The 24,984-nt window shown below is 70.3% G+C and carries 23 protein-coding genes and 1 pseudogene; 10 read left to right on the top strand and 14 right to left on the bottom strand.

The genetic code is table 11. The annotated features are described in order from the left end of the window. Positions 1–15: 15 nt before the first annotated feature. Complete coding sequence (locus CXR44_RS13390; RefSeq protein ID WP_144069946.1) at positions 16–540, bottom strand: hypothetical protein; 525 nt, start codon at positions 538–540, stop codon at positions 16–18. Positions 541–860: 320 nt separating this feature from the next. Between CXR44_RS13390 and CXR44_RS13380 the strand changes: the two genes are divergently transcribed. Continuing rightward, positions 861–1,229, top strand: a complete 369-nt coding sequence (locus CXR44_RS13380; protein ID WP_144069945.1) for a hypothetical protein — start codon at positions 861–863, stop codon at positions 1,227–1,229. Positions 1,230–1,334: 105 nt separating this feature from the next. Here the strand turns inward: CXR44_RS13380 and CXR44_RS13375 are convergent. The 3 genes and pseudogenes from CXR44_RS13375 to CXR44_RS40865 all read right to left on the bottom strand — a co-directional run bounded on the left by CXR44_RS13375 (position 1,335) and on the right by CXR44_RS40865 (position 4,858). Next, a pseudogene (locus CXR44_RS13375) lies at positions 1,335–1,815 on the bottom strand (VOC family protein). A 7-nt stretch (positions 1,816–1,822) separates the two neighbouring features. Next, positions 1,823–3,352 carry an FAD-dependent monooxygenase gene (locus CXR44_RS13370; protein ID WP_101786145.1) on the bottom strand — a complete coding sequence of 510 codons (1,530 nt, stop codon included), beginning with the start codon at positions 3,350–3,352 and terminating at the stop codon, positions 1,823–1,825. A 33-nt stretch (positions 3,353–3,385) separates the two neighbouring features. Beyond that, positions 3,386–4,858, bottom strand: a complete 1,473-nt coding sequence (locus CXR44_RS40865; protein ID WP_245899127.1) for an SDR family NAD(P)-dependent oxidoreductase — start codon at positions 4,856–4,858, stop codon at positions 3,386–3,388. A 237-nt stretch (positions 4,859–5,095) separates the two neighbouring features. Here CXR44_RS40865 and CXR44_RS13355 point away from each other — a divergent pair, with 237 nt between their 5' ends. Next, entirely contained in the window at positions 5,096–6,001 is a 906-nt protein-coding gene (locus tag CXR44_RS13355; RefSeq protein WP_101786142.1) for a LysR family transcriptional regulator, read from the top strand. 215 nt (positions 6,002–6,216) lie between these two features. Here CXR44_RS13355 and CXR44_RS13350 read toward each other — a convergent pair whose 3' ends face one another. Continuing rightward, complete coding sequence (locus tag CXR44_RS13350; RefSeq protein WP_101786140.1) at positions 6,217–7,116, bottom strand: hypothetical protein; 900 nt, start codon at positions 7,114–7,116, stop codon at positions 6,217–6,219. Between the two features lie 744 nt (positions 7,117–7,860). Beyond that, positions 7,861–8,370 (bottom strand): IS5 family transposase, encoded by a 510-nt coding sequence (locus tag CXR44_RS13340; RefSeq protein ID WP_101786138.1) that lies wholly within the window; start codon positions 8,368–8,370, stop codon positions 7,861–7,863. Between the two features lie 361 nt (positions 8,371–8,731). Here CXR44_RS13340 and CXR44_RS13335 point away from each other — a divergent pair, with 361 nt between their 5' ends. After that, positions 8,732–9,127, top strand: coding sequence for a WD40 repeat domain-containing protein (locus CXR44_RS13335; protein ID WP_101786136.1), 396 nt, complete (start codon positions 8,732–8,734; stop codon positions 9,125–9,127). Positions 9,128–9,412: 285 nt separating this feature from the next. Here CXR44_RS13335 and CXR44_RS13330 read toward each other — a convergent pair whose 3' ends face one another. Further along, on the bottom strand, positions 9,413–10,012 hold the full coding sequence (locus CXR44_RS13330; protein WP_101786135.1) for a hypothetical protein: 600 nt from the start codon (positions 10,010–10,012) through the stop codon (positions 9,413–9,415). A gap of 311 nt (positions 10,013–10,323) precedes the next feature. On the opposite strand from CXR44_RS13330, the gene CXR44_RS13325 reads away from it, so the two are divergent. Next, positions 10,324–11,190 (top strand): helix-turn-helix domain-containing protein, encoded by an 867-nt coding sequence (locus CXR44_RS13325; RefSeq protein WP_101786133.1) that lies wholly within the window; start codon positions 10,324–10,326, stop codon positions 11,188–11,190. Between the two features lie 14 nt (positions 11,191–11,204). Here CXR44_RS13325 and CXR44_RS13320 read toward each other — a convergent pair whose 3' ends face one another. Then, a complete protein-coding gene (locus CXR44_RS13320; RefSeq protein ID WP_101786131.1) occupies positions 11,205–12,296 on the bottom strand; it encodes a hypothetical protein in 1,092 nt (363 codons plus the stop codon). A gap of 304 nt (positions 12,297–12,600) precedes the next feature. On the opposite strand from CXR44_RS13320, the gene CXR44_RS13315 reads away from it, so the two are divergent. Further along, positions 12,601–13,569, top strand: a complete 969-nt coding sequence (locus tag CXR44_RS13315) for a GntR family transcriptional regulator (protein WP_101786129.1) — start codon at positions 12,601–12,603, stop codon at positions 13,567–13,569. Positions 13,570–13,635: 66 nt separating this feature from the next. On the opposite strand, the gene CXR44_RS13310 is transcribed toward CXR44_RS13315, so the two are convergent. Beyond that, a complete protein-coding gene (locus CXR44_RS13310; RefSeq protein WP_101786127.1) occupies positions 13,636–13,845 on the bottom strand; it encodes a hypothetical protein in 210 nt (69 codons plus the stop codon). Positions 13,846–13,944: 99 nt separating this feature from the next. On the opposite strand from CXR44_RS13310, the gene CXR44_RS13305 reads away from it, so the two are divergent. Further along, a complete protein-coding gene (locus CXR44_RS13305; protein WP_101786125.1) occupies positions 13,945–14,664 on the top strand; it encodes a FadR/GntR family transcriptional regulator in 720 nt (239 codons plus the stop codon). Between the two features lie 249 nt (positions 14,665–14,913). Here CXR44_RS13305 and CXR44_RS40110 read toward each other — a convergent pair whose 3' ends face one another. The 4 genes from CXR44_RS40110 to CXR44_RS13285 form a co-directional block, all read right to left on the bottom strand. Beyond that, the gene (locus tag CXR44_RS40110; protein WP_219601781.1) at positions 14,914–15,189 is read right to left on the bottom strand and encodes a beta/alpha barrel domain-containing protein; all 276 of its coding nucleotides are present in this window, start codon (positions 15,187–15,189) and stop codon (positions 14,914–14,916) included. Beyond that, positions 15,186–17,537, bottom strand: a complete 2,352-nt coding sequence (locus tag CXR44_RS13295; protein WP_245899126.1) for a beta-galactosidase — start codon at positions 17,535–17,537, stop codon at positions 15,186–15,188. Before CXR44_RS13295 ends, CXR44_RS40110 begins: the two co-directional genes overlap by 4 nt. A 204-nt stretch (positions 17,538–17,741) precedes the next feature. Next, the gene (locus CXR44_RS13290; RefSeq protein ID WP_101786121.1) at positions 17,742–18,887 is read right to left on the bottom strand and encodes an FAD-dependent oxidoreductase; all 1,146 of its coding nucleotides are present in this window, start codon (positions 18,885–18,887) and stop codon (positions 17,742–17,744) included. A 29-nt stretch (positions 18,888–18,916) separates the two neighbouring features. Beyond that, positions 18,917–19,915, bottom strand: coding sequence for an NAD-dependent epimerase/dehydratase family protein (locus CXR44_RS13285; protein ID WP_101786119.1), 999 nt, complete (start codon positions 19,913–19,915; stop codon positions 18,917–18,919). A gap of 201 nt (positions 19,916–20,116) precedes the next feature. Here CXR44_RS13285 and CXR44_RS13280 point away from each other — a divergent pair, with 201 nt between their 5' ends. From CXR44_RS13280 to CXR44_RS13265, 4 genes are all read left to right on the top strand, one after another. Then, positions 20,117–20,590, top strand: a complete 474-nt coding sequence (locus CXR44_RS13280; protein WP_101786117.1) for a GbsR/MarR family transcriptional regulator — start codon at positions 20,117–20,119, stop codon at positions 20,588–20,590. Positions 20,591–20,711: 121 nt separating this feature from the next. Further along, positions 20,712–21,155: a CBS domain-containing protein gene (locus CXR44_RS13275; protein WP_180903377.1), complete on the top strand. Its 444-nt coding sequence runs from the start codon at positions 20,712–20,714 to the stop codon at positions 21,153–21,155. Beyond that, the gene (locus CXR44_RS13270; protein ID WP_101786115.1) at positions 21,152–22,441 is read left to right on the top strand and encodes an ArsB/NhaD family transporter; all 1,290 of its coding nucleotides are present in this window, start codon (positions 21,152–21,154) and stop codon (positions 22,439–22,441) included. The genes CXR44_RS13275 and CXR44_RS13270 overlap by 4 nt, the downstream gene beginning before the upstream one ends. Before the next feature lie 81 nt (positions 22,442–22,522). Next, the gene (locus tag CXR44_RS13265) at positions 22,523–23,371 is read left to right on the top strand and encodes an SDR family NAD(P)-dependent oxidoreductase (protein WP_101786113.1); all 849 of its coding nucleotides are present in this window, start codon (positions 22,523–22,525) and stop codon (positions 23,369–23,371) included. 18 nt (positions 23,372–23,389) lie between these two features. Here CXR44_RS13265 and CXR44_RS13260 read toward each other — a convergent pair whose 3' ends face one another. Continuing rightward, entirely contained in the window at positions 23,390–24,661 is a 1,272-nt protein-coding gene (locus CXR44_RS13260; protein ID WP_101786111.1) for a cation:proton antiporter, read from the bottom strand. Positions 24,662–24,984 lie beyond the last annotated feature (323 nt).

Genomic DNA, 24,984 nt, shown 5'->3' with positions numbered 1-24,984 from the left:
CGTCACCTTGTGAAGTCAGCACGTTGTGCTGGATGAGTGGAACGGTGACCAGTCGCCGCGCGGGTCGTTGCCGAACGGGATGCCCTTGAACACGTCGTGCGAGCTGGCCCGCTTGAGCGGAGACCGCACGATGGTCTTGGACAGGTCCTTGTCGCCCACCCACAGGATCAGCCGTCCCTCGTGGACGGACAGGTCGCCCTCCGGCCAGATGCAGCCGAGCGGGCGGCGAAGCGCACCGGACAGCTGCTTGCGCCTGTCCAGCACGTCGGCCACGGTCACGCCGTATGGCAGGTCGATGTCGGCGCGCCAGCCTGGGCCGTCGCGGGTGATCGGGGCGACGAACCGGATGGCGTCCTTCGGGTTCTTGGACAGGGCCTGGGTGATGCCGGCGATGCCGAGCACGCTCAGCGCGCGGACCACGATGTCACTGGTGAGCTTCTCCACCTCGGACGCTGTGACGGCCCGGTTGATCAGCGGCCGGTCGGCAGGCTTGCTCAGGATGCCGAGCGCGGCCATGGCCACGGCGAGCATTCCCCACATGGGCGGCGGTTGGGCGAGGTCTCCAGCCGGACGTATCCGACGCCGGCCCCGAGTTCGGGGACGGGTGAGATGTGGTCGGCCAGTGCGCCCCCGTCGCGGGCGCCGTCGCCGAGGACCATGTCCACCTGTTCCGACTCGTCCAGCCGGAGGTGCGACGCCGACGTTACTGCTCTCTTGGAAGACCCGGCACTGGTAGTGGGTTCTTGCCCTCGGCCCGTGTATCAAGATCCCCAGATGCCCGCTGCTGTCCGTGACATTGTCAGGGATCAATCAAGCCGGTGCAGATCCGTCAGATGGGGACACGGGGTGGGAGCGTGACAATGACTGATGCGTATGCCGGGCGCAAAGGGGGGGCAAGGAGCGACCTGTGGGGTCCGGCTCTGGCGAACCTCGGACTTGGTGTGCCCGCCATGGTGCCGTTCTATCTGGCGTGGTGGCTGCTGACCGAGTACATGCCGATGGACTGCGCCCTTGCCAGGCCCACCAACTGCAACTACGACACCCTCGAGAACGAGTTCTTCTTCACCGTTGCACTGATGGTAACCGGTCCACTCACCTTGACACAGGTGATCGTGATTGACGTAGCGCTCCCGCTCTGGCATAGACGGCGGCTGGCCGCGTGGCTTGGCGCTGCCGCGCTCATCCCCGTCCCGTTCGTGGTGTGCCTGGCGCTGGCCTCGCTGGTCTGACGACCGGGGTCGGCGAGTAAGTTCACGTGAGTGGAGAACTGAAAGCAGGCGTCCAGCAGCGCGTTGAGCGGACCCGCGCTGTCCGGGGGTCGACGGTCATGGCGTTCAGCGTGGCCGGGCTCGCGCACGCGCGTGGGGGTGTCCCGAAACTCCCTCTCGGTCCGTCACATCGCAGCAGGGACAGCGACGCTGACTGGGACGCGTCGCCGCCAGGGTGCGCAGGACACAGAACTCGTTGCCCTCGGGGTCGGCCATGACTACCCAGCTTCGGTCCGGGCCCTGGCCCACATCTCTCTTGACGGCGCCGAGGCCGAGCAACCTGGTCACCTCGTCGTCGGTGCTGCCGTCAATCGGGCTGACGTCGAGGTGAATTTTTCACGCTCTTCCCCTCGGGCACCCGGATGAACACCAGGGTGGGCGGCATCTGGCGGGCCAGCACCTGCTCGCCGGTCGGTTCCCAGGAGCCGATCTCGACCTTGCCCTCCTGCCGCTCGATCACTTCGAAGTCGAGGGCCTCGCACCAGAAGGCCGCGAGTCTCTCCGGATCGTGGCAGTCGATGGTCAACTCGGTGAATCTACTCGTCATCTCTCTCTCAGGGCGTTCCGAACCATACGGAGAGTGCCTCACGCAGCGGGGGCCGGGCGCTGTCCGCGGACTCGTCGAGGCCGGCCGCCCAGGCGACGTGCGCGTCCGGGCGGATCAGCAGGGCGTCGGCAGGCCGAACGTCGGTCTTGGCGGTCATGATGTCGACACGATGGCCCCAGTTCCGTGCGGCCTCGCGGAGGTCCGGGCGGTCGGCGAGGTCGAGCAGGACGGGCCGCGCGGTGTGCATGAGCTCGGCGACGCTGGTGATGCCCTGGTCGGTGTGCAGGGTGAGGTCGGGTGCGAAGGCGCCGGTCAACGGGTGCCCGTGGGAGCCGGGCATCGGGTAGCGGATGTCGCTGCCGGAGAGCAGCGCTCCCATCCGGCGCAGCGGCTGCTCGTCGGCGAGCAGTTCCTGGAACAGCTCGCGCAGCGCTTCGGCGGCCGGGTCGTGCCCGCGCCGCAGGGCCACCTGCGCCCGGGTGTGCAGCATGGTGCGGGCGCCGGCGAGATGGCGTTCGTCGTGGTAGGTGTCCAGCAGGCCGGGCCGCGCCCAGCCCTGGACGTCGGCGGCCAGCTTCCAAGCCAGGTTGACCGCGTCCAGCATGCCGGCGTTGATCGCCACCCCCGTGGCGGGGAACAGGTGCGCCGCGTCACCGGCCAGCAGGACCCGCCCGTCACGGTATCGCTCGGCCTGCCGCGCCTTGAAGGTGAACCGCGACAGCCGGAGCGGCTCCCCCACCGGCACACGCCCGCCGAGCACCCGGTGGAGGCTCTCCTGGAGTTCGGTCACGGTCATGGGAATGTCGTCGTCGTATTCAGTGGACTCGTCCTCGACGGTGTAGAGCGACACGATATTGGAGGAGGGTGACGCGGCGACCCCGAGCAGACCGCGATCCGTCCGGGTGAACCCTGCGCGGATCGTGCCGAAGCCGGGGACGTCGAGATCGCCGCTGTCGAGCACGGTCACCGTTTCGGGCAAGGTGACCTGGGCCAGCCGGTTGACCTCCGGATAGGTGACACCGGGAAAGCCGATGCCGGCCCAGTCGCGGACCCGGCTGCGCGCGCCGTCGCACCCCACCACGTGCCGGGCGCGCATCCGGTACGTCCCGTCCGGGCCGCGCACCTCCAGGGTCACCGCGGCATCGTCCTGTGTCATTCCGATGACCTGGTGTCCGCGGCGGATGTCGGCATCGAGCTCGCCGGCGCGTTCGTCGAGCAGCCGTTCGAGCAGCTGCTGCGGGAGCGATAGGGCGTGCATCGGAGGATCGGCCAGCCGGGTGAAGTCCAGGTGCACACCGCCGAACGGGAAGCGGGGCGCCGGTACAGGGTCGGTGCAGGCTGCTTGGAACCGTTCCAGCAAGCCCCGGTAGCGCAGCAGCTCCAGGATCTGCCCGCCGAGGCCACCGGCCTTCGGGGTGTCCCGGCGCCGCGGCTGCTTCTCCAGCACCACCGGGCGCACCCCGGCCAGCCGCAGTTCGCTCGCCAGCATAAGGCCGGTCGGGCCGGCGCCCACAATGATCACATCGGCATCCGTCATCGGATGTTCCTCTCCTGAATCTCGGTGGTCCAGTCAGGGGAGCCGGCTCGTCAACCGGCGCTCCCGGGGGCGGGTACGGCCTGCTCGGCAGCACGGCTGATCTGCTCCCAGGCGGCCCAGGTCGCCATCCGCCGCCGGGAGATGTCGAAGGCCAGGTCGTAGACCATGCTGCCGAGCAGCAGCCGCAGGGGCGGGTCGTCGCTGTCGACCAGCTTGAGCAGCGCTTCGGCGGCCAGGTGCGGCTCGCTGTCGATCGAGCCTTCGGCCCACTGCTTCTCCAACTCGGTGCGCAAGGGGGCGTACTCCTCCTTGGGCGTGGCCGTGATCATGCTGGTGTAGAGGTCGGTCCAGTAGCCGCCGGGCTGGGACGATGCTGAGCTTGACGCCGAATGCGGCGGCCTCCAGGGCCAGCGCCTCGCTCATGCCCTCCAGAGCGAACTTGCTCGCGCTGTACATGCCGGTGCTGGGGAAGCCGCCGAGCGCGGCGATGCTGGAGACCTGGACGATGTGGCCGGATCGCTGGGCGCGCAGGTGCGGCAGGACGGCCTGGCAGACCCACATCGCGCCGAAGAGGTTGACCTCGAGCTGGGCGCGGGCCTCAGCCTCGGTGAACTCCTCGATCATGCCCGAGGACATGGTCCCGGCGTTGTTGACCACGATGTCGAGCTGGCCGAAGTGCTCGGCGGCGGTGTCCACGGCGGCGAACACGGCGGCTCGGTCGGTCACGTCCAGGGGCAGGACGAGCAGGCGGTCGGCGTACCGGCTGGGGAAGTCCTCCCGGGTGACGGTGCGGGCGGCGGCGGCCACCCGGTCGCCGCGCTCCAGCGCGGCCAGGGCGAACGCGCGGCCGAGACCGCGACCGGCACCGGTGATGAACCACGTTCGGCAGGCGGTGGCGGGGATGGGCATATGCGAAAATTCCGATCTGTCATTCAGGGCAAGCGGGCCCCGGGCAGGATGCCCGGGCCCTCGACTTCGCGGGTGGCGTCGGCCGTCGGCGGCGGGATGGTGGTCAGGGTGCCGCGTCCCAGTGGCCGAGGCCGGCCGGCCAGGTGTGGAGGTCGGTGAAACGCCCCACTGGCGCGCGGTGAGCACCTGCCTGATCAGCGGAAACGCCCCGTCCTCCTCATGCTTGAGATGTCCGGTCAGGCCGGTGACCAGCGAGTCGGTAAGGTCACGGAGCCCGCCGATGCCGGCGTCGATGCCGGGGTTGGCGTGCAGTTCGTCAATGACGTCGATGACCTCCTCCAGGGCGGCGTGCTCGGCCTCCAGCGCCTCCAGTAGCGTCAGCCGGTCCGGCCGGTGGGCCAGGCGTCGGCGCAACGGCGGCCACAGCGCCCGATCCTCGGCCGCGAAGTGCAGACGGAGCGACTGTTTGAACAGCCGCCAGCGCAGGACGCGGCGAGGATCACGGCCGGGCCGGAAGGTGGAACGGGTCAGCCCTATCGTCTCGCGGCGCAACACGTCGTGCATGCCGTGCAGCGTCGTCAGGTCGAGCTCGCTCATCGCGGCGGTCAGGCCCAGCCGGTGCCGGTGGGCGCCTTGACGACGAAGGCGGGGCCGGTCGTACGAACTCGCACGGGATGCTCCAATAACCAACGAGTGAAGGGTCCGGCGTCTACATGCGCGCGTCGATCCGGCCGGTTGCGGACGGATCCAGGCTGCCCTGCCCCGTGATCTGGATCAACGCCGACTTCGTGTGCCGATCGATAACATGCGGGTTATCGGAGGAAAGGGCTACAAATGGAGCTACGGGACATCGAGATCTTTCTGGTGCTCGCCGAGGAGCTCCACTTCGGCCGGACCGCTGCGCGGCTGCACGTCTCCCAAGCCCGGGTCAGCCAGGCGATCAAAGCGCAGGAGCGCCGCATCGGTGCTCCGCTGTTCGACCGCACCAGCCGCCGGGTGCGGCTCACCTCGCTCGGCCGTCAGCTCCGCGAAGACCTGCGGCCCGTCTACGCCGGTCTGCGTGACAGTCTCGAACGCGCCCGCCTGGCCGCCCGGGGCATCACCGCCGTGCTCCACATCGGCATGCTGCCCATCAACGTCCACGAGCTGCGCCCCTACTGGGACACCTTCCGCTCCCGCCACCCCACCTGGGACCTGCGCATCAGCCATCCCGGCTTTGCCGACCTGTTCGGCGGTCTGCGCCGCGGTGAGATCGACGTCCTGGTCGCGTGGCTGCCCGTCGAGGAGCCCGACCTCACCGTCGGTCCGACTCTCTTCGCCGAGTCGCGGGTGCTGGCCATCGCCGCCGGGCACGAGCTCGCCGGGCGCACGTCCGTCTCGCTGGAGACGGTGAGCGACTTTCAGCATGTCGACATCGAATCCAAACCGGACTACTGGTTCGAAAGCTATGTCCCGTCTCACACGCGCAGGGGCCGCGCCATCGAGCGCGGCCCGCTCGTGCGGAACCCCGCCGAGATCCTCACCTGGGCCGGCATGGGCGAGGCCGTGGCGCTCTTCCCCAGCCACATGACGCGGTACTGGGTACGGCAGGACATCGTCTACCTACCGGTCCATGACGTGGAGCCCCTGCCGTACGCGCTGGTATGGCGGTCAGACACCGAGAACGACCTCATCCGCGCGCTTGCCCGGACCGTCCGCGATCTCGGCTCCCACCTCACCACCCCTGCCCCGGCACCATGAGCCGCGGATGCACGTGCCGCGCGCAGGGACAGGTCCGGGCAAACCGGGCGGCCATGACGCGGCGTGCGGAGCGGCGGCGAGTGCGCTCGCCGCATTCGGGCCCAGGTGATCTGTGCGGCCGACGACGATAGATGGCTCCGCAGGCGTCGCTGTCGTCGGGGTGCGGATCTCAGCATTTCCGACTCGCGCCACCATGGATTGTCTGGCGGGGCTGGTCACTCAGTGAGAAGCCCTACGGCGTCCGAGGTGAGACGGCTGAGGGTTCCACCGGGGCGCAATAGGTTGTGGCAGCCGTCGAGCTCGACGTATGCCTCGTGGAAGCCGGGGTCCAGTACCGCGAAGCGGGTGTGCTGGCTGTGGCAGTCGCTTGCTGGTGCGGTGTCCAGGGCGGCGAGCAGGGCGCGCAAGCTGCTGCCTTTGAGGATGCGCGAGGACTCGAGTCTTCCCATTGGCAGGTCCATCGGGTTGAGCCTGTCCGCAGTCTTGTTCTCGATCCGGAAGGCGCACACCCGCAGGCCCTTCGGCGGAGGGTTCCATGTCTGCCGGCGCTCCCATGTCTGCGGAGCCACGTCCGGTCGTCCAACGTGTTCGAGTACGTCCAGATTTTTGTCGTGGCACCCGGCCCGGAAGGACTTTTCGCTCTCGAGGCTCCGGATGGGTATCTGTCCATCTACCTGGTACGGCAGGCTGCGAAGGGCGTCCAGAGCAGAAGGAAACGGTTTTCCACATATCCCGGTCGGTGTCTCGGGCAGCACCGCCCTGCCGGAGGGACCTACCAGGACAAAGTAGTCGACGAAGACCGCTTCCAGCGTGCACATCGGGGGAAACAGCGAACTCTCGGAGGGGCGGCGTAGCTCCGTCATCAGTTCGTCGGCGGGCCCGTCGGCGCGTTCTTCGATCACCACCTCCCAGCGCCCCTTGCCCGGTATGTAACGGGACTCCCAGCGGCAGCGTATGACCTGGGCCGTGACGAAGTCGGAGGGGAGCCGTTGGCGGGGCATGGAGAACAAGTCAGGACTGGACCGTTTCGGGCACGAAGCCGTGACAACGTGATCCAGTTGTGGGGTCTTGTCTTCCGAGCTGTCGCGTTCGATCAGAACAAGGGCGGCGAACATGGCGAGGACTACCCGAAGAGATCGCACCCCATTGGGACGTCTCACCGGTTCTCTTTGGTTCACCGTGGAGGAGATCGAGTAATATCCCGCCGAGCATCCCGTCTACGGTCGAACCCGTCAGAAGACAGAGCCGTGCGTGCGGGCCTGTACGGGCGCCAAGCCTGTGCGGGACATGTGCGGGATGATCTTCCACACCGACCGCGGCAGTGAATACACCGCCGCCCGCTTCCAGGACGCTTGGCGGCACCGGGGCGTCGTCCAGTCGATGGGCCGGGTCGGCTGCGCCTGGACCATGCCGCCGCCGAATCGTTCAGCTCCATCCTCGAAGTCGAATACGTCCACCGGCACCGCTCGCGACGCGGGCCGATGCCCGCCTGAGGATCGCCACCTGGATCGCCGACTTCTACAACACCCGCCGCCGACACAGCGCCGCTGACGGGCTACCCCCGACCGTCTACGAGCGGCAGATCACGACCGCCCGCACAGCCACCAAGGGAAGTCTCAGGAGAACATCGCTGCATAACCGTCGGCGACCTCGTTGATCGCAGACGCACCGCGCCTGGCCGGGTACGCGGACGTCCCACGCGCAGGCGGACCTTGATACCCGACAACGCAGCGCGAAACTGCGGACTGTCGCCGGCCTGGCCCGGCATCAGGACGAGGGACGACGGACGGCAGCGCCGGTCGGCGGGCACAGGCACCTTGCTGGTCAGCCGCCTCGTGAGCGGCCCGGCTTGGCCGCTGTCAGCCGGATCCTGCGCTGCAGTCGTAACCGCCGGCGTCCGGCACGCTCTCCGCCGTCGCCGTCGCTGCCGGGCCTGCCGTCGCCGGGCCCGGTGTCGTGGGGGATCTGCCCCTTAGGTGCAGCCCCCTTTCCTCTTCGGCGGCCTTCTCCAGCACCGTCATCAGCTCACTGTTCACCACCATCCCCGCGGCGTGGTGATGCGCACGGGCCGTGGTGGAGTCCACGCTGACCAGATCGAGGTCGACCTCACCACGAGCTGCGGCCTCAGCCATCACGGCCTGCATCAACTGCTCGAAGACGCCCGTCGTTGCCCACAACCGGAACCTGGCATAGACCGTCGACCACGGCCCGTACTCCGCGGGCAGATCCCGCCACGGGCTGCCGGTCCGAAACCGCCACATCACCGCGTTGAACTGCTGTCGCAGGTCGGGGATCGGACCTCGCTCACCCAGTGGCAAGTGAGGCTCGATCAAGGACCACTCGTCATCGGTGAGGTCTCCACGCGCCATAGCGATGGCCTATCAGGACCGGAAACCGAAGCGCAGGCGATCCCACTGATCTCAACTCCATACACGCCCTAGCGGCATCCCATTGCTCCCGGGTCCTGCTGGTTCGGCGTAGGGAAGCCACGGCAGAAACGGGCTGCGGGGTGGCACAGCTGCTGGTCGGCGTTGTGCGAATGCTGCGTAAGGCAGTGGAGTCGGCCCCGGACTCGGGAACGTGCGATGGGTGGCGAAGGCGCTGGACGTAATGCCTCCGAGAGGTTACGTACCGAGACACGAATGGTCCGCGAGGAGAATCAGCCCGGGTTTTGGCCGTTGCGCGCGGGATTGTTCTCATGATGGTCGATAGGGGCGTCGGTGAACCCGCGTGGGTGTCAGGAGTCGGCGCCGGCTCAGCTTCGTTGAGCGGCTCATCCACTCGGCGTACTGGTTCGCTCCGGTCTGGAGCACGGGCAGGGGGTTGGCGCAGCCAACGGCACTCGTAGTCGCGGCAGCGGCCGAGGCCCGGCGCTCCGGGCCCGGCCGGCCCCTCGTCGGCCACCAAGGCGTTGCCTACTCGGTGGCGTTCAGCCCGGACGGCAAGATCTTGGCCACCGGCAGCAGCGATCACACCGTGCGGTTGTGGGACGTGGCCACCCGCACCGCCATCGGCCGCCCCCTCACTGGCCACACCGACTGGGTCTTGTCGGTGGCGTTCAGTCCGGACGGCAAGCTCCTGGCTACCAGCAGCACGGACGGCACCGTGCGGTTGTGGCACCTGTGAAGTGATCCAGAGGCGACCGGGGTGGGAGAGGCCTTCGCCGACACGGCGGTCACCGCCTTCTCCTTCGCCTCCTGTTCAGTCGTGGTGGCAGCCGGCCTGGCCAGGCCGAGGTGGTCCCACCTGTCCCGATCCCCCGGGTGGGGCCGAAGAGGGACTTGGCCACCTGGTACTTTCCAGCTCTTGCCCGCATGTGGTCGATGCAGCCCACGGGCCTTCGCTGTTCTCGGTCGGGCTGTTCCGTGAGGCTCGTTCTTCGAGCCCCACGGAACTATGGCGTCACATCGGCTACAACGCCCACGCGTTGGCGAAGCCGTACTGCGGGAGCGTGTCCCGGAAGTAGATACGGGGGGCTTTGCCGCTGGCGGAGGGGAGGCTGCGCAGTTCGGGGGTGTAGGTGCGGAAGACGGCCACGCTGGAGGTCAGACAGTTGCTGCTGTAGGGGTTGTAGCGCGAGTAGTTCTTCCACACCTGCGTCGCCGCAGCGGACCGCATCTGGTGGGTGTCCTTGCAGCGGAAGCTGTAGTACCCGGCTCGCTTGAAGTAGGCCCGGGTGGCGGCCCAGGTCCAGCTGGACTTCCAGGTCTTGCCCCGAGACGAGTAGGAACCCCAGGTCCACCGGTCCGGGCCGGTCTTGAACGCCCAGCCGACATGCCCGGCCAGCCCGGTGACGACGTTGTTGGGGTCGGAGAACATGCATACCCGTCCGGGAGCGACGCCGGAGGACTGCGCGGCGGAGGCGGGGGCTTGGGCGAGGGCGCCGGCCAGGGTCACCCCCACGGCCGCGGTGACGGCGCGGCGGAGGAAGCGGCCCGGCTTCCCGCAGGAGGAGCCCGCTTCGGTGGACGGCGGGACGGTCGGGATGGTGGGGGGAGTGGTTCGGGACATGGACAGCTCCGCTTCTGCTGAAGTCGATGGGATGCGCGGCCGCCCGGCTCAGACGGGCGGTGGCTTGCGGTGCTCCCAGCAGAACGCACCGGTGGGGTGTCCAGGCAGGTCAATGGACGAAGCCGGACAGAGTCGGCCCACATCGGGACGGCCTGCGAGGCCGTGAAGAGCGCGGGCAGGAGACAGCGCCGGGCGAGATCCCGTAGCCACGCACGCCTGCCGGCGGCCACTATGATCACCCCGCTTGGGAGGTTCCCGGCGGCGTGTCCAGGCGATGCCGCACCCCAGGGGGTGCTTCTGGAAAGGGCTTCATGGACGTCAGCGATCTGAACCCGGAGCAGATTGTCACAGTGCAGCAATTCGCCCATGCGCTCAGGGCGATCCAGTCACGGGCGGGCCTGTCGTTGCGGCAACTGGACAAGGAGGCTGACGTCTCCAAGTCCACGCTTTCGCTGATGCTGCGAGGAGAACGTCTGCCGACCAAGCGCACCGTGGAGGTCTTCCTGCGGGCCTGTGGCCTGAGCGAGGAGCAAGCCGAGCCGTGGCTGCGAACCCGAGGGCGTCTTGAGAGCGGGTGGCCGGCACAAGGGCCTGCCCCCGCCCCTGCTGACGAGGCCGTCGACGACCAAGGGCCGGGCGCATCGGGCGACACCCAGCCCATCGAGATCCCCATCGATCCGCGTCCGCGTCGCCTGCGGCTGGGCGTCGCCGTTGCCGCCGCCGCTGTGCTGCCGGTGGCTGCCGGGGTCTGGGGGGTTGCGCAGCTTTGGGGATCTCCGGCCTCGCCGATCACCGGGGAGGCGTGCCGAGGAGGTTATCAACCGCTCGCACGGGCGGGGGTGGCGATCAAGCCCTGCATCGAGTCGAGCGAGGGCCGGGTGCGGATGAACGTCTACATCAAAGCCATGCGGCCTTCCGGGACGAGCGGGAACATCACCACCTACGTGTGGCTGACCAACCGAGACACCAAAGACAAGTACCGCGAGAGCCTGCACACCTGCCCGGTGTCCCTGGCGGACGACCAGAAGGTCATCACCTGCGCGTATGCCTTCACCCCGCCGGCGGCCGGCACCTACTACACCGCCGCCAGTGCGCAGACCGGCACGGATCCGTTGCCGCCGGAGTGGTCCCCGCACTACACCGGCACCCAGAGCCCTACGCTGAACTGGCAACCCTGAGCGAGCAAGGGGGTTCATCGCCTCGGTGTCGAGCCAGGAGAACGGGCCGGGGTGCCCGCCGCGCTGTGGTGCGGGTGCGGGACGGTTCCCAGGGTGCCGGCGGGTGCCGTCGTCTCGCCGGGCGTGAGCCCATGGCGGTGCGCCGCCCTGCTGCGGCGGACCAGCTCGCTTCGGCTGACCGCCGCGGCGCGGAGGGCCAGTTCGTTGCGGTGAGCCGTCGTGACGGCCAGGGCCGCCGGCAGCGCGGTCATGACGGCCGTCGCAGCGAGCGCGGTCCAGGTGGCCGCGTCGGGGTGGATCAGCGACTGGCCGCGCAGCGCCTGCCAGGCGGTGATGGTGAACAGCGCGCTGTACCCCAGGATGACGACCCCGGTGAGCTGGGCGCGTACGCGTTCGTGGCGTAGCAGGCCGATCCGGGGGGCGAGGGCGGCGAGAACCAGCACCGTCAGCACGAACACCTGGATGGAGTGCAGGCTGATGAAGTGTGGGACGCGCAGGTCGCCGCCTGTGGTGCTCCAGTTCGTGAGCGGCATGCCGCCGCCGTCCGGTGCTCCGACCCCGTGTCCGCCCACCAGCGGGACCGGGCGGCCGTAGGCGTCCTCGACCGTGCGGGGTCCGGCCGACGAGGTCCACCCGGTGATGAAGGACGCCAGCGCCATGCCGAGGACGGCCAACCCGAGCCCGGCACGCAGGGCCCAGGTGAGTGCCGCGTCACCGATGCGCTGGAACAGCAGCATGATGGCGACGACCAGGCTCGCCCCGAACAGCCCGAACACGCCGGTGGAGAAGATCTGCTGCCCGATCCGGTTGAACGGGTCGGTGCCGGCGTTGAAGTGGCTGAAGGTGCCGCGGGCGGCCTGCACCACGATGAAACCGACGTCGATCAGCCCGGCGACGGCGAAGACCGTGCCGACGATCCACATCGTGCGCCGCGCCCGGCGCAGTTTCGGTATCAGCCAGGCGAGCGTCGCGCCGTACAGGACGAACGACACTCCGAACTTCAGCGGCTTGGCCCAGACCGACTGTTGCAGGAGCTCGCGACCGTCGGCGAAGAGGGCGACGCTCGCGACGACGACCAGCGCGGACATGGCCGCCACCATGATCATGAGCGGCCGATGCCACGACCGTACTTCGGCATACGAGAGGGACAAGCGGCTCCCCGACTGGTTCATGCGGCCTCCGTCCACCATGCCGAGGCCCCTGCGCAACGTCCTCGCCAGGCGGTCGCCTTCGCCTGTCGCGTGTGTGCGTACGGCGTATCAGATTTCATGCGTACATCGTACGAGCGCACCGCGGGAGAATCGTGAACTTCGCGTTTGTCGGACGTATGTAGTGCACTAGTGTGCTAGCTAGTGAACTAGTACATTGAAGTCGGCGCGCGACGTCTGTCAAGGAATGGGAAGGGCACTCATGACCTCGGCCACGCAACCTCCGGATCCGCCCTACCGGCGCATCGCCGCGGAGTTCCGTACCCGGATTCTGGCCGGCGACCTGCGGCCAGGCGATCGCGTGCCCTCCATCCGGCAGATCGCCCAGCGATGGGGTGTCGCGGTCGCGACCGCGACCAAGGTCGTGGCGGCCCTGCGTGACGAAGGGCTGGTCGAGGCGAAGGTCGGCGCCGGTACGGTGGTCAGCGCACGCGCGGGCCGAAAGGACCGGTCGTCCGGTCCGGCTGTCCCGGCGGCGGCGCGGCAGGCCGGCGTCCCCAAGGGCTCGCTGAACCGCAAGCACGTCCTGCGCACCGCCATCGCGATCGCCGACGCCGAAGGGCTCGGCGCGGTGTCCATGCGGCGGCTCGCGGCCGAGCTCGGCGCGGGCCCGATGTCGCTGTACCGGCACGTGACGGGCAAGGACGAACTGGTGACGCAGATGGCCGACGAGGTCTTCGGCGAAGCGGAGCTGCCCGTCCCGGGGCCGGAGGGGTGGCGGGCCAAGCTCGAACTGGTCGCCCGCCGGCAATGGGAGCTGTCCCGGCGACACCTCTGGCTGCCCAGGGCCGTCTCGTTCACCCGCCCCCTGCTGGTGCCCAACATGATGGCCCACACCGAGTGGACCCTGCGTGCACTCGACGAGCTCGAGTTGCCCATGGAGACCCGGATCCGCGAGGCGCTCACGCTGCCCGCGCTGGTCCACACCGTGGCGCTGTCCATGGCGGAGGAGGCCGAAGCCGAGCAGGAGACCGGCGTGACGCTTGACGGGTGGTGGCTGCTCCAGCGCAAGCGGGCCGGCGAACTCCTCAGCACTGGACATTTCCCGCTCCTGGCCATGCTCCCCGAGGAGACGGTGTCGGACCTGGACGGGATGTTCGACTACATCCTGGCACGCCATCTCGACGGGTTCGCCGTCATGCTGAGCAGGGGTGCAGCTCGTCCTCGGTGATCGGCCGGCCCGGGGCTCGCGGCACGGGCTCTCGCCAGCCTGACAGGCTTCCGGGCCTGGTGACCGTCACCACTCGGCGAGGGCCGGTTGCAGGCTGGACCCCGGCGAGACGGGGCCGAGCGGGCGGTGCGGGGCCATGGTCACGTCGTAGGTCTCGGCCATCGCGGCGATACCCGCCGCGTCACGTCGCTCGTCGTCGACCCCTTCGTTGGGGGTTCGAGGTGCCCGGATGCGGGACTCGACGAGCAGGGTGCCGCCCCACCTTGCCGAAGTCAATAATAAGTACGATTATATTTTGTATTAGTATGATTTAGAAGTGACGTGAGCGATCTATGGGAACGGTGGCCGACAGTGCGGGCGTGGCATGATTCCGCCATGACGGAGATCGGGAGAGCCGGTGCGCACGACCGGGTGGTCAACAGCCTGGGCGTGGCCATCGTCAATGGCGACATCCCCCCTGACGACGACCTCGACATGGCGGCGCTGCAGGAGCGTTTCTCCGTGAGCAGGACCGCCGTGCGTGAGGCGCTGCGCGTGCTGGCCGCCAAGGGCCTGGTGGGAGCCCGGCCCAGGCGAGGCACCTTCGTCGCGCCGCGTGAGCACTGGGCGCTCCTGGATGCCGACGTGCTGCGCTGGCGCTTCGCCGACCGAGTGGACGAGACGTTCCTGGACGAACTGGGCGACGTACGGCTGACCGTCGAACCGGCCGTTGCGCGCATGGCGGCGCAACGCCGCACCGATCGCGACTTGGCCGATCTGGAAGACGCCCTGGCCGCCATGCGGTCGGCGGTGGGCAGACCGGCCGTCGATCACGTGGAGGCCGATCTGGTCTTCCACCACGCCCTGCTGCGTGCCGCGCACAATGAGCTGATGGCGCAGATGGCCACCGCCATCGAGGCGGGGCTGCGGCTGCGTGACCAGTTCGTGCACGCGACGCTCACCAGCGAATCCACCGACAAGCACGCCGAGGTGCTGCTCGCCGTGCGCAGGCAGCGGCCGAAGGCGGCCGAGGCGGCGATGCGGGCGCTCATCGAGCGCTCCATCGCGGACGTCGACCTGGCCAAGAAGGTGCACGGCGAACACATCGGACGCTGAGCGGAGAACACGCCACCTCGCCCAAGGTGACCGGCTCACCCACCCGAGCCTCTTCGCCCGGCGATCTCGACCAGCCGCCCGGCTCGGGCGGCCAGCGCCGCCGTGTCGCCATCCGCGCACGCGTCACCCAGCAGCGGCGAGCCCATGCCCACGGCCTGGGCCCCGGCCTGCAGGCAGCCGCCCCCGATAGGACGGGGACACCGAGCCGCCACCCTTCCTCGATCACCTCGGGCAGCACGGCCGGTGTGATCAGGTAGCCGGCGCCGGCGTCCACGGCCCGGCGCGCCGAGACCGCGTCGAGACCGCGTCGAGCACGGTGCCCGCTCCGACCGCCACTCCCCGGAGCCCGCCCCCGGCAGCCCATCGGATGGCCTCGGCCGCGCCGGGCGTCGTCATGGTGATCTCCATCGCGCGGACGCCGATGGCGGCGAGGGTCTCCAGCACGGAGTTGAGGTGGCGGGAGCCGGCGGCTCTGATGACGGCGATGACGGGCAGAGCGGCCAGCGCCTCGTCCAGGGTCGTCATCGCTCGTCCTCGACGACCACCGTGCGGGGCACCGGGACGAGGGCGACCGAGCGCAGTTCCAGGATGGAGCCGCCAGGGTAGGCGGTGGGCCGCGCCTCGGGGGAGACGAACACGGGGGCGTCCTCGCTCAGCGGCAGCAGCCGCACCTCGATCCCGTGCTCCAGGACCTCCTCCCGGAAGCGGCGCAGCCCGATCTCCCAGGCCGGGCCGTACCAGAACTGGTCGGCCACCAGCCGGCCGGCGATGGAGGCGCGGCCCACGTCGCCGATCCAGTCCAGCCGCAGCAGCACCTCCTCCTCGCCCGTGAAAGCCTCCCGGGGGACGGTGACGTGGTAGACGGCGGCCTGCTCGAAGTCCGCGTCGGTGGGCGCGGAGGCCCGTCCGGAGGCGGCGTCGATCACCGGTCGCCGTGCCGGGCCCGCCTGCTCGACCTCCTCCACCTTCGCCTCGGGCACCTGCTCGGCATCGGCAGTCGCCGGCAGCAGGCCGAACACGCCCTCGGTCCGCGTCGCCGATGCTGGAGCGGGGAAGACCCGCACGTCGGAGGAGCCCTGGCCGTGGACCACCAGGCGGTCTTCGTCGATCACCACGGGCCGCTCGCTCAGCACCAGCCGGTGAGCGCCCCAGAGCCGTCCCGCGGCTGCGGTCAAAGCACGGGCGGCGTCCAGGACCAGGACGGCCGCGCGGGCACCGGAGGCGTCGCGTATCCGCACCAGGCAGCCGGGGCCCGGCACGAGATCGGTGATCACGAGGCGGTCGCCGTCATGTTCCACGGTCGCGGGACCCTCGACCTCGGCGACGGTGGCGGCGTCGAGGACGAGCTCCACCGGGATGCCGGCGGTCTGGCAGAAGACGTGTACCGGCTCGTCGGCGTCCAGCACCCCCATCGGTTGCGCGGTGGCGCTCAGCAGCACGCTGCCGCCGACCGGGCGGGCGAGCGGCCAGGCGAAGTACGCCCCGGACGGCACCGTCACCGGCTCACGCGGTACGACGAGTTCGCGGCCGTCCAGCTCGATCGCGAACCGCACGTCCTCGTGGGCGGGCAGGGTCTCGACCGGTTGGTGGTTGTTGACGAACAGGAACCCGGAGCGACCGTCGGAGCGTACGCACCAGCGCAGCGTCTCCCGGTCGGCGGTGTCGCCGGGGGCGTCCGGTGGCATGACCAGCGTCATGGTGGCCAGGTCCGGTCCGTCGCTCGCCAGCCACAGATGCTGCAGCCGCAGATGGTGGAAGGAGTCACGGAACTGGCCGTACTCGCCGAGTGGAGCCTGGAAGTCGTAGCTGATCACCGGGCAGTCGTTGGGATAGCCGGTGGCGTGCGACTCCTGCAGCGTGGACAGCGCGCCGATCTTCTGGGACGCCCCGTGGTACATGTAGTAGCCCTGCCACACCGACCCGCTGCCCAGCTTCACCAGCCCCAGCGCGGCGATGTCGGGGGCCTCGATGATCGGCCGGCGGTGGTAGGAGGTGTACATCCCGCTGCCCAGCTCGCAGGTGGCGAACGGATAGCGGGCCAGATGGCTCTCGTCCGAGCCGGTCACCTCCGTGGTGCGCAGGTCCGACCCGATGGAGTCGTCGTCGCGGCCAGGACCGAAGAAGTAGTGGGCCCGGCTCTGCTGCGGCCAGCCGTCATGGGCGGTGTCCCACGCGGCCTCGGGGTAGCCGCCGAACAACGGGATCACATCGTCCGGCGGCAGTTGCGCGTGCCCCCATCCGGTCGCCGTCCACAGTGGCGCGTCGATGCCGGCCGCCTGGGCGAGGCGCTTGAGCGTGACGAGATGGCCCGGCTGGTCGTACAGCTCGTTCTCCACCTGCACCGCCACCACCGGACCGCCGTGCCCGCGGGTCAGACCGGCAAGCTGGGCGCCGATCTGCTCGAACAGCGGCCGGACCAGCTCGACGTAGCGGGGGTCGTCGGTGCGTGGCACGCAGTCGGCCTCCAGCACCCAGTCGGGGAAGCCGCCGTTGCGCGACTCCCCGTGCCCCCAAGGCCCGATCCGCACCACCACATCGAGCCCGACCTCGGCGCAGGTGGTCACGAAACGGCGCAGGTCACGGTCGCCGCTCCAGTCGAAAACGCCGCGCCGCTCCTCGTGCAGGTTCCAGAAGACGTACGTGGCGGCGACCGTCACCCCGCCCGCCCGCACCTTCAGCAGCTCTTCCCGCCACTCGGCCGCCGGGTAGCGGCCGTAGTGGAACTCACCCATGATCGGGAACCACGGCCTGCCCCTCCGGCTCAGGTACCGGGAGTTCACGGTGATCGCATCGGGCTGGTGGGGGAGATCGCCCATCCGCAGATGGCCTTCCGCCGGCGGGGGGATCTGGCTGGGGATGTCGAGTCGTCGCACAGCTGCACCTTTCCTTCAGGCCATACAACGGCCGCACAGTACTATGACTGCGGAAAAAAATACTACTAGTTCAGATAGGTCGATAGCCGGTGCAGGGGTGACACGCAGAGTCCGGCCACAGAGGTCCGGTGCACGGCGCTGCGGCGCGAGCCGCGACGTCACCGCGCCGCACGCCGGCCGCGGCTTCGGCGGGTCAGGCTCGGGTCAGCCCTTGATGAAGCGCCGGGTCATGTAGCGGCGGACCGGCGGCAGGGCGGCCAGGCGCAGCGGGAGCTGGGTCAGCCACAGCAGCAGCGGGTTGGCGGGTGCGTAGACGCCCTTGACCCGGCGGCCGAGCTTCTGCTTCTTGTCGACCTCGGGCCGCAGGGCGGCCTCCCAGGCGGCGAGGGCGGCGCCGACGTCGCCCGGGTGGCGTTCCAGTTCGGTGCCGAGCCGGTCGGCGCCGCCGACGGCGAGGGCGGAGCCGTACCCGGCGAACAGCGTGACGCACCAGGCGGCGTCGCCGAGCAGGACCACGCGGCCCCGGCTCCAGGTGGGGGCCACGACCTGGCTGATGGTGTCGAAGTAGACGGAGTCGGCCCTGGCCAGGCCGTCCAGTGCTTCCGGGATGACCCAGCCGAGGTCCCCGTAGACGCGGCGCAGCTGCGTGGCCGCGTCCTCGCCGGGGGCGGCGTGGCCGGTGCGGTAGCCGAAGAAGGCGACGTTGCGGCCGTCGCCGACGCTGATCACCGCGGCGGTGCGGCCGCCGGACGACAGGGTGCCGGTGGTGCCGGGGGCGATGGCGGCCGGGCGCTTGTCGAGCATGTAGACGGCGACCTTGTGGTCCAGGTCGAGCAGGAAGTCGCGCTCGGGGCCGAAGAGCAGGGCGCGGGTGGCCGAGTGCAGGCCGTCGGCGCCGACGAGCAGGTCCGCCTGTTCCACGGTGCCGTCGCTCAGGGTCACGTGGACGGCGTGCGCGTCCTGGTCGACGGCGGTGACGGTGGTGCCGAAGCGGATCTCGGCGCTGTCGTGGACCCGCTCGTACAGGACGGTCTCGATGTCGCCGCGCAGGATGGTCATGGACCGGGGGCCCGTGGTGGCGGCGATGGTCTCGCGGGTCAGCGAGAAGCGACGCCGGCCGTCGGGCCTGTGGTAGACGAGCTCCTCGGTGACGAAGGCCTTCCGCTCCAGGGCGGGCAGGATGCCCATCCGCTCGGCCGCGTCGTAGCCGATGCCGCCGAAGGTGACGGCGTAGCCGCCGCTGCGGCGCTGCGGGGCGCGTTCGATGACGAGGCTGTCCCAGCCGATCTGGGACAGCCGGAGGGCGGCGGCCAGGCCGGCGATGCCGGCTCCGATGATGACGGCGCGCATGAGAGTTCCTTGCTGAAGCTGGTGGGGGTTCAGAGCTGGCCGAGGACGCGCCGCTCGGCGGCGAGGTCGAGCCAGGTGTCGGGTGAAGGCGCGTCGGGGCGCGGGGCGGGGTCGCCCTCGGCCCGCAGCCAGGCCCAGGTGTCGGCGATCGTGTCCCGGAGCGGGCGGGTGGTCAGCCCGGCGGCGAACGCGGCGCTGACGTCGGCGTCGTTCATGCCGGTCGGGGCCGGGTCGTGCGGGAAGCGCAGGCCGAACTCCATGCCCAGCCACACGCCCTCCTGCCGCAGCAGCTCGGCGGGCGCCCACACCAGCTCGGCGTCGAAGCCGGTGACCTCCAGCGCCGTCTCCAGCAACCGCCCGATCGTGATCTCGCCGGGGCGGCCGGTCACCGTGTAGGCGCCGCCGATGCCCCGGTCGGCGCAGCGCAGCATCCAGGCGGCCATGTCGCGGGCGTCGATGTACTGCAGGGGCGCGTCGGCCGGGCCGGGGGCGAGCACCCGGCCGCCCTTTTCCAGGCGGCGCAGCCACCAGGGGATGCGGCCGACGTCCTCGTACGGGCCGAGGATCATCCCGGCTCTGGCCAGGAGAGCCTGCTCGCCGTGGGTCTCGGTCACAGCCAGCTCGCCGCCGCGTTTGGCGGCGGCGTAGTCCTCGCTGTCGTCGCTCGCCGGGTCGCCGTCGACGAGCGGGGCGCTCTCGTCGGCCACCGCCGGCCAGGGCCAGCGGTGCACGCCGCGGCTGGAGACGTAGCCGTAGTGTCCGGTACGGCCGGCCAGCAGGCGGGCGCTGTCCCGCACGACGCGCGGGGCCCAGGCCCAGGTGTCGATGACGGCGTCCCATTCCTGGTCGCCGAGAGCGGCGGCGACCGCGCGGGTGTCGGTCCGGTCGGCGGTCAGCGCCCGGACGCCGGGCGCCGGTGGGCGGCTGAGGCCGCGGTTGAGCGTGGTCACCTCGTCGCCCCGCTCCAGCGCGGTTTCGACGACGGCGCGGCCGACATGGTGAGTGCCGCCGAGAACGAGCAGTTTCATGGCAGTCCAGGGTGAGAGGCAGCCGGACGGGCGGCTGGGCGGTCATCGGGGGCGTCTCCTCGTCGACGCATCTGTGATCTCGCTCGCCGACCAGGCTTCCCGGCACACCATCGAGCCCCGTGCACGCGGAGCCGATAACCATCACTATACCGAAGTTTCAGAAATTTCTGAAGTGTCGTGTCGTTCGTTATCCTGAGGGCCATGAACGACAGGCAGGAGCAGTGGCAGGCGGCTGAACGGCTGGCCCTGACCTTGGCCGAAGGCGGGCTGCAGCGCATGGCGGCACGCACGCTGGCGGTCTTCCTCTTCACCGACCAGGACAGCGTCACCGCGGGCGAGATCGCCGAAAGGCTCGACGCCAGCGCGGGCGCGGTCTCGGGCGCGGTCAAGTCGCTGCTGTCGGTCGGCCTCATCGAACGTCTGCCCGCCCCCGGCAGCCGCCGCGAGCACTACCGGCTGCGCGACGACGCCTGGGCCAGGCTGTTCACCAGTCAGAACACCGCGTTCCAGGCCATGCTGCAGGCCGCGCGGACCGGAGTCGAGACCACCGCCGAACACGACCCGGCACACCGGCGGCTGACACAGATGCGCGACTTCTACGAGTTCATGCTGGACGAGATCCCGGCCATGCTGGACCGCTGGCGCCGGCACCGGCAGCCTGACCGCCGGATGTGACCCCCCGGGTGCGGGTGGACGGCCGGCTGTTGCGGGAATCCGTACACCGATAAGGTGTTCGTAGGTGAGCCGGGAAGTCTGGTCGGCATGTCCCATTCCTTCGTGGAGCCAAGGATGTGCTGTGCGCGCCCGAGATCTGCTTGCCGACTTTCCCACCGTAGGGCTCGATTCGCCCGTGATCGAGGCGGCCAGGATGCTGGCCGACCAGGATCTGCCCGGCCTCATCGTCGTCGGTGATGACGGGGCGCCGTTCACGATCCTGCCCGGCACCCAGGTGCTGCGGCTGGCCGTGCCCGGCTACTGCCAGGACGACCCCGCGCTGGCGCGGGTGGTGGACGAGGCGCACGCCGACGCCTTCCTGGCGGGGCTGCGCGACCGTACGGTGCGTGAGGCGCTGCCGCGGCAGCGGCGGGAGCTGCCGGTCACCGATCCCGGGGCCACCGTGCTGGAGCTGGCCGCGCTGATGGCGCGCACGCACAGCCCGCTGGTCGCCGTCGTCGACGGCGGGCGGCTGGTCGGAGCGGTGACGCTGCAGGCCCTGCTGGACCGGGTGCTCGCGGCGTGAGCGCGCTCGCCTGGGTGAGCGTGGCGGTGTTCCTGGCCGCGTACGCGTTGATCGCCTCCGAGAAGGTGCACCGGGTCGCGGCGGCGCTCGGCGGCGCCGGGATCATGCTGCTGATCCATGCCACCGACGCCGGGGCGGCGTTCTTCTCCGAGCACTCCGGCATCGACTGGAACGTCGTCTTCCTGCTGCTCGGCATGATGGTCATCGTCGGGGTGCTGAAGCAGACCGGCGTCTTCGAGTACCTCGCGATCTGGGCGGCCAAGCGGGCGCGGGGGCGGCCGTTCCGGCTGATGGTGCTGCTGGTGGTCATCACGGCGGTCGCCTCGGCGCTGCTGGACAACGTGACCACGGTGCTGCTGATCGCGCCGGTGACGTTCCTGGTGTGCGAGCGGCTGGCGGTCTCGCCGGTGCCGTTCCTCATCGCCGAGGCGATGGCGTCCAACATCGGCGGCGCCGCCACGCTGGTGGGCGACCCGCCGAACATCATCATCGCCAGCCGGGGCGGTCTGACGTTCAACGACTTCCTCGTGCACATGGCGCCGATGGTGATCGTGCTTATGGTGGTCTTCGTCGGCCTGTGCTGGCTCATGTTCGGCCGGGGGTTCCACCACGACCACGAACGCGCGGCGGCGGTGATGGCGCTGGACGAGCGGGAGGCCATCGCCGACCGGCGGCTGCTGTGGCAGGCGCTGGCCGTGCTGGGCCTGGTGATGGCGGCGTTCGTGCTGCACCCGGTGCTGCACTACGAGCCGTCGGTCGTGGCCCTGCTCGGCGCGGGCGTGCTCGTGGCGGCCACCAGGGTCACCACGGAGGAGGCCATCTCGGAGGTGGAGTGGCCGACCCTGGTGTTCTTCGCCGGGCTGTTCGTCATGGTCGGCGCCCTGGTCGAGACGGGCGTCATCGAGCAGATCTCGCAGGCGGCGGTGGAGGCGACGGCCGGACGCCTCGAACTGGCCTCGATGGTCCTCCTCGGCGCCTCGGCGGTGCTGTCGGCGATCGTGGACAACATCCCGTACGTCGCGACCATGAGCCCGATCGTGGCCGAGCTGGTGCAGGCCGGTGGCGACGGGCCGGCGCAGGTGCTGTGGTGGGCGCTGGCCTTCGGCGCCGACCTGGGCGGCAACGCCACCGCGGTCGGCGCGGCGGCCAACGTCGTGGTGCTCGGCATCGCCGCGCGCAACGGCACCCCGATCAGCTTCTGGCAGTTCACCAAGTACGGCCTGGTCGTCGCCACGGTGACCGTCGCCCTGACCGCCCCGTACCTGTGGCTGCGCTACCTCCTGTGAGACGGCTCAACCCGTCGCCGGTCCACCCGCGGTCATGACGGCCCCGCTGCCGCCACGTGGGGAACGATACGAAAGGTCGCCATGGGGAAGCTCACCATCGCCATCACGGGAGCCAACTCCGGCATCGGGCTACGCGCCGCGCGGATGATGGCCGCCGACGGGCATCGCGTGCTCGCCCTGTGCCGGGATCCGCGCCGGGGAGCGGAGGCCGTCGCCACGATCGAGCGGGGTGAGCTGGTCGCCGTCGATCTCGCCGACCCCGCGTCGGTGGACGCGGCCGCGGCGGCCGTCGCGGCCCGGGCGGAGCGGCTCGACGTGCTGATCAACAACGCCGCCGTGTTCGACCAGACGGTGCGCGAGGCGGTCATCACCCCCGCCGGGCACGAGCTGTTCTGGGCGACGAACCATCTCGGGCCGTTCCAGCTGACCGCGCTGCTCAGCCCGCTGCTGGCAGCCTCGCCGCACCCCAGGGTCGTCAACGTGGCGAGCAAGGGCCTGCTCACCATGCCGCGCATCAGGATCCGCTTCGACGAGCTGGACCGGCCGGACTGGTACACCCCGACCCGGGCGTACTACCACGCCAAGCTCGCGCAGATCATGTTCACCTTCACCCTGGCCGAGCGCGGCGAGGGCCGCCTCGACGCCACCTGCGTGCGCGTCCCGTCCGTCCGCCTCGACCCCGGGCGGGTGCGCGCGCTGCCTCCACTGCTTCGAGCCCTGTACGCGCCGAAGAACCGCCTGGCGATGCCCGCGGAGCGGCTCGGCGAGACCTACGCTCGGCTGGCCCGCGGGGAAGGGCCTGCGGGCGGCTACCTGGACGAGAACCTTCACCGGGTCGAAGCGCCCGCCCACGCCCGCGACCCTGCGGCGCGTGAGCGGCTCTGGGACCTGTCCCAGCAGGCCGTGGGCGACCCGTGCTGGGCGTGGTGAACAGCGCGCCGCCGCGGCTCAGCGACCAGGCTCGCCGGGGCGTGAGGTGGGAGCGGCGGGATCGGTCCCGGACGGCCTGCGGGCGCGGTCGCGCAGCCGGCGGGCGGCTCCGTACCAGGTGGGCACCTCGCGTTCGTCGTCGAACCAGCGGGCCACGACGATGTCGGTGGAGGAGTGCAGCAGGATCGACAGCACGATGGTGACCGCGACGAGCTGGAAGACGCCCTGCGCGTGGGTGATCCCCGAGGCCAGCACGATCAGGCCGTACACGACGGAGGCGAACCCCTTCGGCCCGAACCACGCCACCGCCGCCTGTTCGCGCACGGTCAGCCCGGCGCCCAGGAAGGAGATCCAGATGGCGACCGGCCGGGCGAGGATCAGCGCCAGCACGGCGAACAGCCATCCGCGCCAGCCCACCGAGCCGAGCAGCGGCAGGCTGATGAGCGCCCCGAACACCAGCAGGGCGGCCAGCTTCAACAGCTCGGCGATGAGCTCGCCGAAGTGCTCGAACGACTCGCGCTGCCGCTGCCCGAAGGTGGCGACCGTGATGCCCGCCGCGAAGGCGGCCAGGAACAGGTTGCCGTGCGTGGCCTTGCCCAGGGCGAGGACCAGCAGGCCGATCGCCAGTGCGTTGAGCGGCTCGTACTGGGTGGAGGCGGAGAACCACCGGGTCTGCTCCACCTTGATCGCCAGCCACGGCACCGCGACCCCGATGAGGACGCCGAGTCCGAGTTCGAGGCCGAGGTCGCCGAGGTGGAGGTTGTCCGATCCGGCGGCGATGGCGAGGAACACCATCACGAACGGCAGCGCCAGGCCGTCGTTCACGCCGGACTCGACGTTCAGGAGCTGCCGCAGCCGGGGCGGCACCTTCTCGTTGCCGACCAGGGCGGCGGCGAACACCGGGTCGGTGGGCGCCAGGATCGCGCCGACCAGCAGCGACTCGATCCAGCCCAGGCCCACCACGTAGTGCGCGCCCAGCGCGGTGACGACCAGGGTGAGCGGCAGTCCCCAGCCCAGCGCCCGGCCGGGCAGCCGCCAGGCGGTGCGCAGATCCTGCCAGCCGACCCGCATGCCGTCGGTGAACAGCACCGCGAACAGCGCCAGCTCGGCCAGGGTCGAGACGAGCTCGTCGTCGGGCGCCAGCGACACCACGCCCAGCGCGCCGTCGCCCAGCACGAATCCGGCCACGAGGAACAGCGCCGCGGTCGAGAGAATGGTGCGGTGGGCCAGGCTCGACAGCAACACGGCGAGCAGCAGGACGCCGGCGAACGCCGTCAGCAGGGAGCCCATCAGCAGGACCGGCGAGCAGGGGGAGCGGACATCGGAACCTCCGTCTGAGCCAACGCCATCAGGACATCGCCGACCAGACTTCCCGGCACACCGAGCCCCACCGTAACAGTGGTGCGAAGGGTGCGGGCAGGGCGGTCCGCCGCGGAACTCCTGGCGCAGGTGTGCGCCGGCGCTCGGCGGAGCTCCGGAGGCCCACCGGATCGCCCCGTTCCGAGAGGGTTCAGATCACGCAGCCGCCCCCTGTCGAGGTGGTGGAGGCCGGCCGAGCTCTCCGCCATCCGGCGGTGGGTCGCGCGGAACCGCGGGCGCTGCCGCGGATCCGG

The sequence above is a fragment of the Nonomuraea indica genome (genome assembly GCF_002850745.1).
In the GTDB taxonomy this organism is placed as follows: domain Bacteria; phylum Actinomycetota; class Actinomycetes; order Streptosporangiales; family Streptosporangiaceae; genus Nonomuraea; species Nonomuraea indica.
This window is presented reverse-complemented; position numbering and strand designations above follow the sequence as displayed.

What these genes read in the sequence shown, in the direction of transcription:
- CXR44_RS13390 (WP_144069946.1), bottom strand. Translation starts at nt 540, where the DNA reads ATGTGGGGAATGCTCGCCGTGGCCATGGCCGCGCTCGGCATCCTGAGC.
- CXR44_RS13380 (WP_144069945.1), top strand. Translation starts at nt 861, where the DNA reads ATGACTGATGCGTATGCCGGGCGCAAAGGGGGGGCAAGGAGCGACCTG.
- CXR44_RS13370 (WP_101786145.1), bottom strand. Translation starts at nt 3,352, where the DNA reads ATGACGGATGCCGATGTGATCATTGTGGGCGCCGGCCCGACCGGCCTT.
- CXR44_RS40865 (WP_245899127.1), bottom strand. Translation starts at nt 4,858, where the DNA reads ATGAGCGAGCTCGACCTGACGACGCTGCACGGCATGCACGACGTGTTG.
- CXR44_RS13355 (WP_101786142.1), top strand. Translation starts at nt 5,096, where the DNA reads ATGGAGCTACGGGACATCGAGATCTTTCTGGTGCTCGCCGAGGAGCTC.
- CXR44_RS13350 (WP_101786140.1), bottom strand. Translation starts at nt 7,116, where the DNA reads ATGTTCGCCGCCCTTGTTCTGATCGAACGCGACAGCTCGGAAGACAAG.
- CXR44_RS13340 (WP_101786138.1), bottom strand. Translation starts at nt 8,370, where the DNA reads ATGGCGCGTGGAGACCTCACCGATGACGAGTGGTCCTTGATCGAGCCT.
- CXR44_RS13330 (WP_101786135.1), bottom strand. Translation starts at nt 10,012, where the DNA reads ATGTCCCGAACCACTCCCCCCACCATCCCGACCGTCCCGCCGTCCACC.
- CXR44_RS13325 (WP_101786133.1), top strand. Translation starts at nt 10,324, where the DNA reads ATGGACGTCAGCGATCTGAACCCGGAGCAGATTGTCACAGTGCAGCAA.
- CXR44_RS13320 (WP_101786131.1), bottom strand. Translation starts at nt 12,296, where the DNA reads ATGATCATGGTGGCGGCCATGTCCGCGCTGGTCGTCGTCGCGAGCGTC.
- CXR44_RS13315 (WP_101786129.1), top strand. Translation starts at nt 12,601, where the DNA reads ATGACCTCGGCCACGCAACCTCCGGATCCGCCCTACCGGCGCATCGCC.
- CXR44_RS13305 (WP_101786125.1), top strand. Translation starts at nt 13,945, where the DNA reads ATGACGGAGATCGGGAGAGCCGGTGCGCACGACCGGGTGGTCAACAGC.
- CXR44_RS40110 (WP_219601781.1), bottom strand. Translation starts at nt 15,189, where the DNA reads ATGACGACCCTGGACGAGGCGCTGGCCGCTCTGCCCGTCATCGCCGTC.
- CXR44_RS13290 (WP_101786121.1), bottom strand. Translation starts at nt 18,887, where the DNA reads ATGCGCGCCGTCATCATCGGAGCCGGCATCGCCGGCCTGGCCGCCGCC.
- CXR44_RS13285 (WP_101786119.1), bottom strand. Translation starts at nt 19,915, where the DNA reads ATGAAACTGCTCGTTCTCGGCGGCACTCACCATGTCGGCCGCGCCGTC.
- CXR44_RS13280 (WP_101786117.1), top strand. Translation starts at nt 20,117, where the DNA reads ATGAACGACAGGCAGGAGCAGTGGCAGGCGGCTGAACGGCTGGCCCTG.
- CXR44_RS13265 (WP_101786113.1), top strand. Translation starts at nt 22,523, where the DNA reads ATGGGGAAGCTCACCATCGCCATCACGGGAGCCAACTCCGGCATCGGG.
- CXR44_RS13260 (WP_101786111.1), bottom strand. Translation starts at nt 24,661, where the DNA reads ATGGGCTCCCTGCTGACGGCGTTCGCCGGCGTCCTGCTGCTCGCCGTG.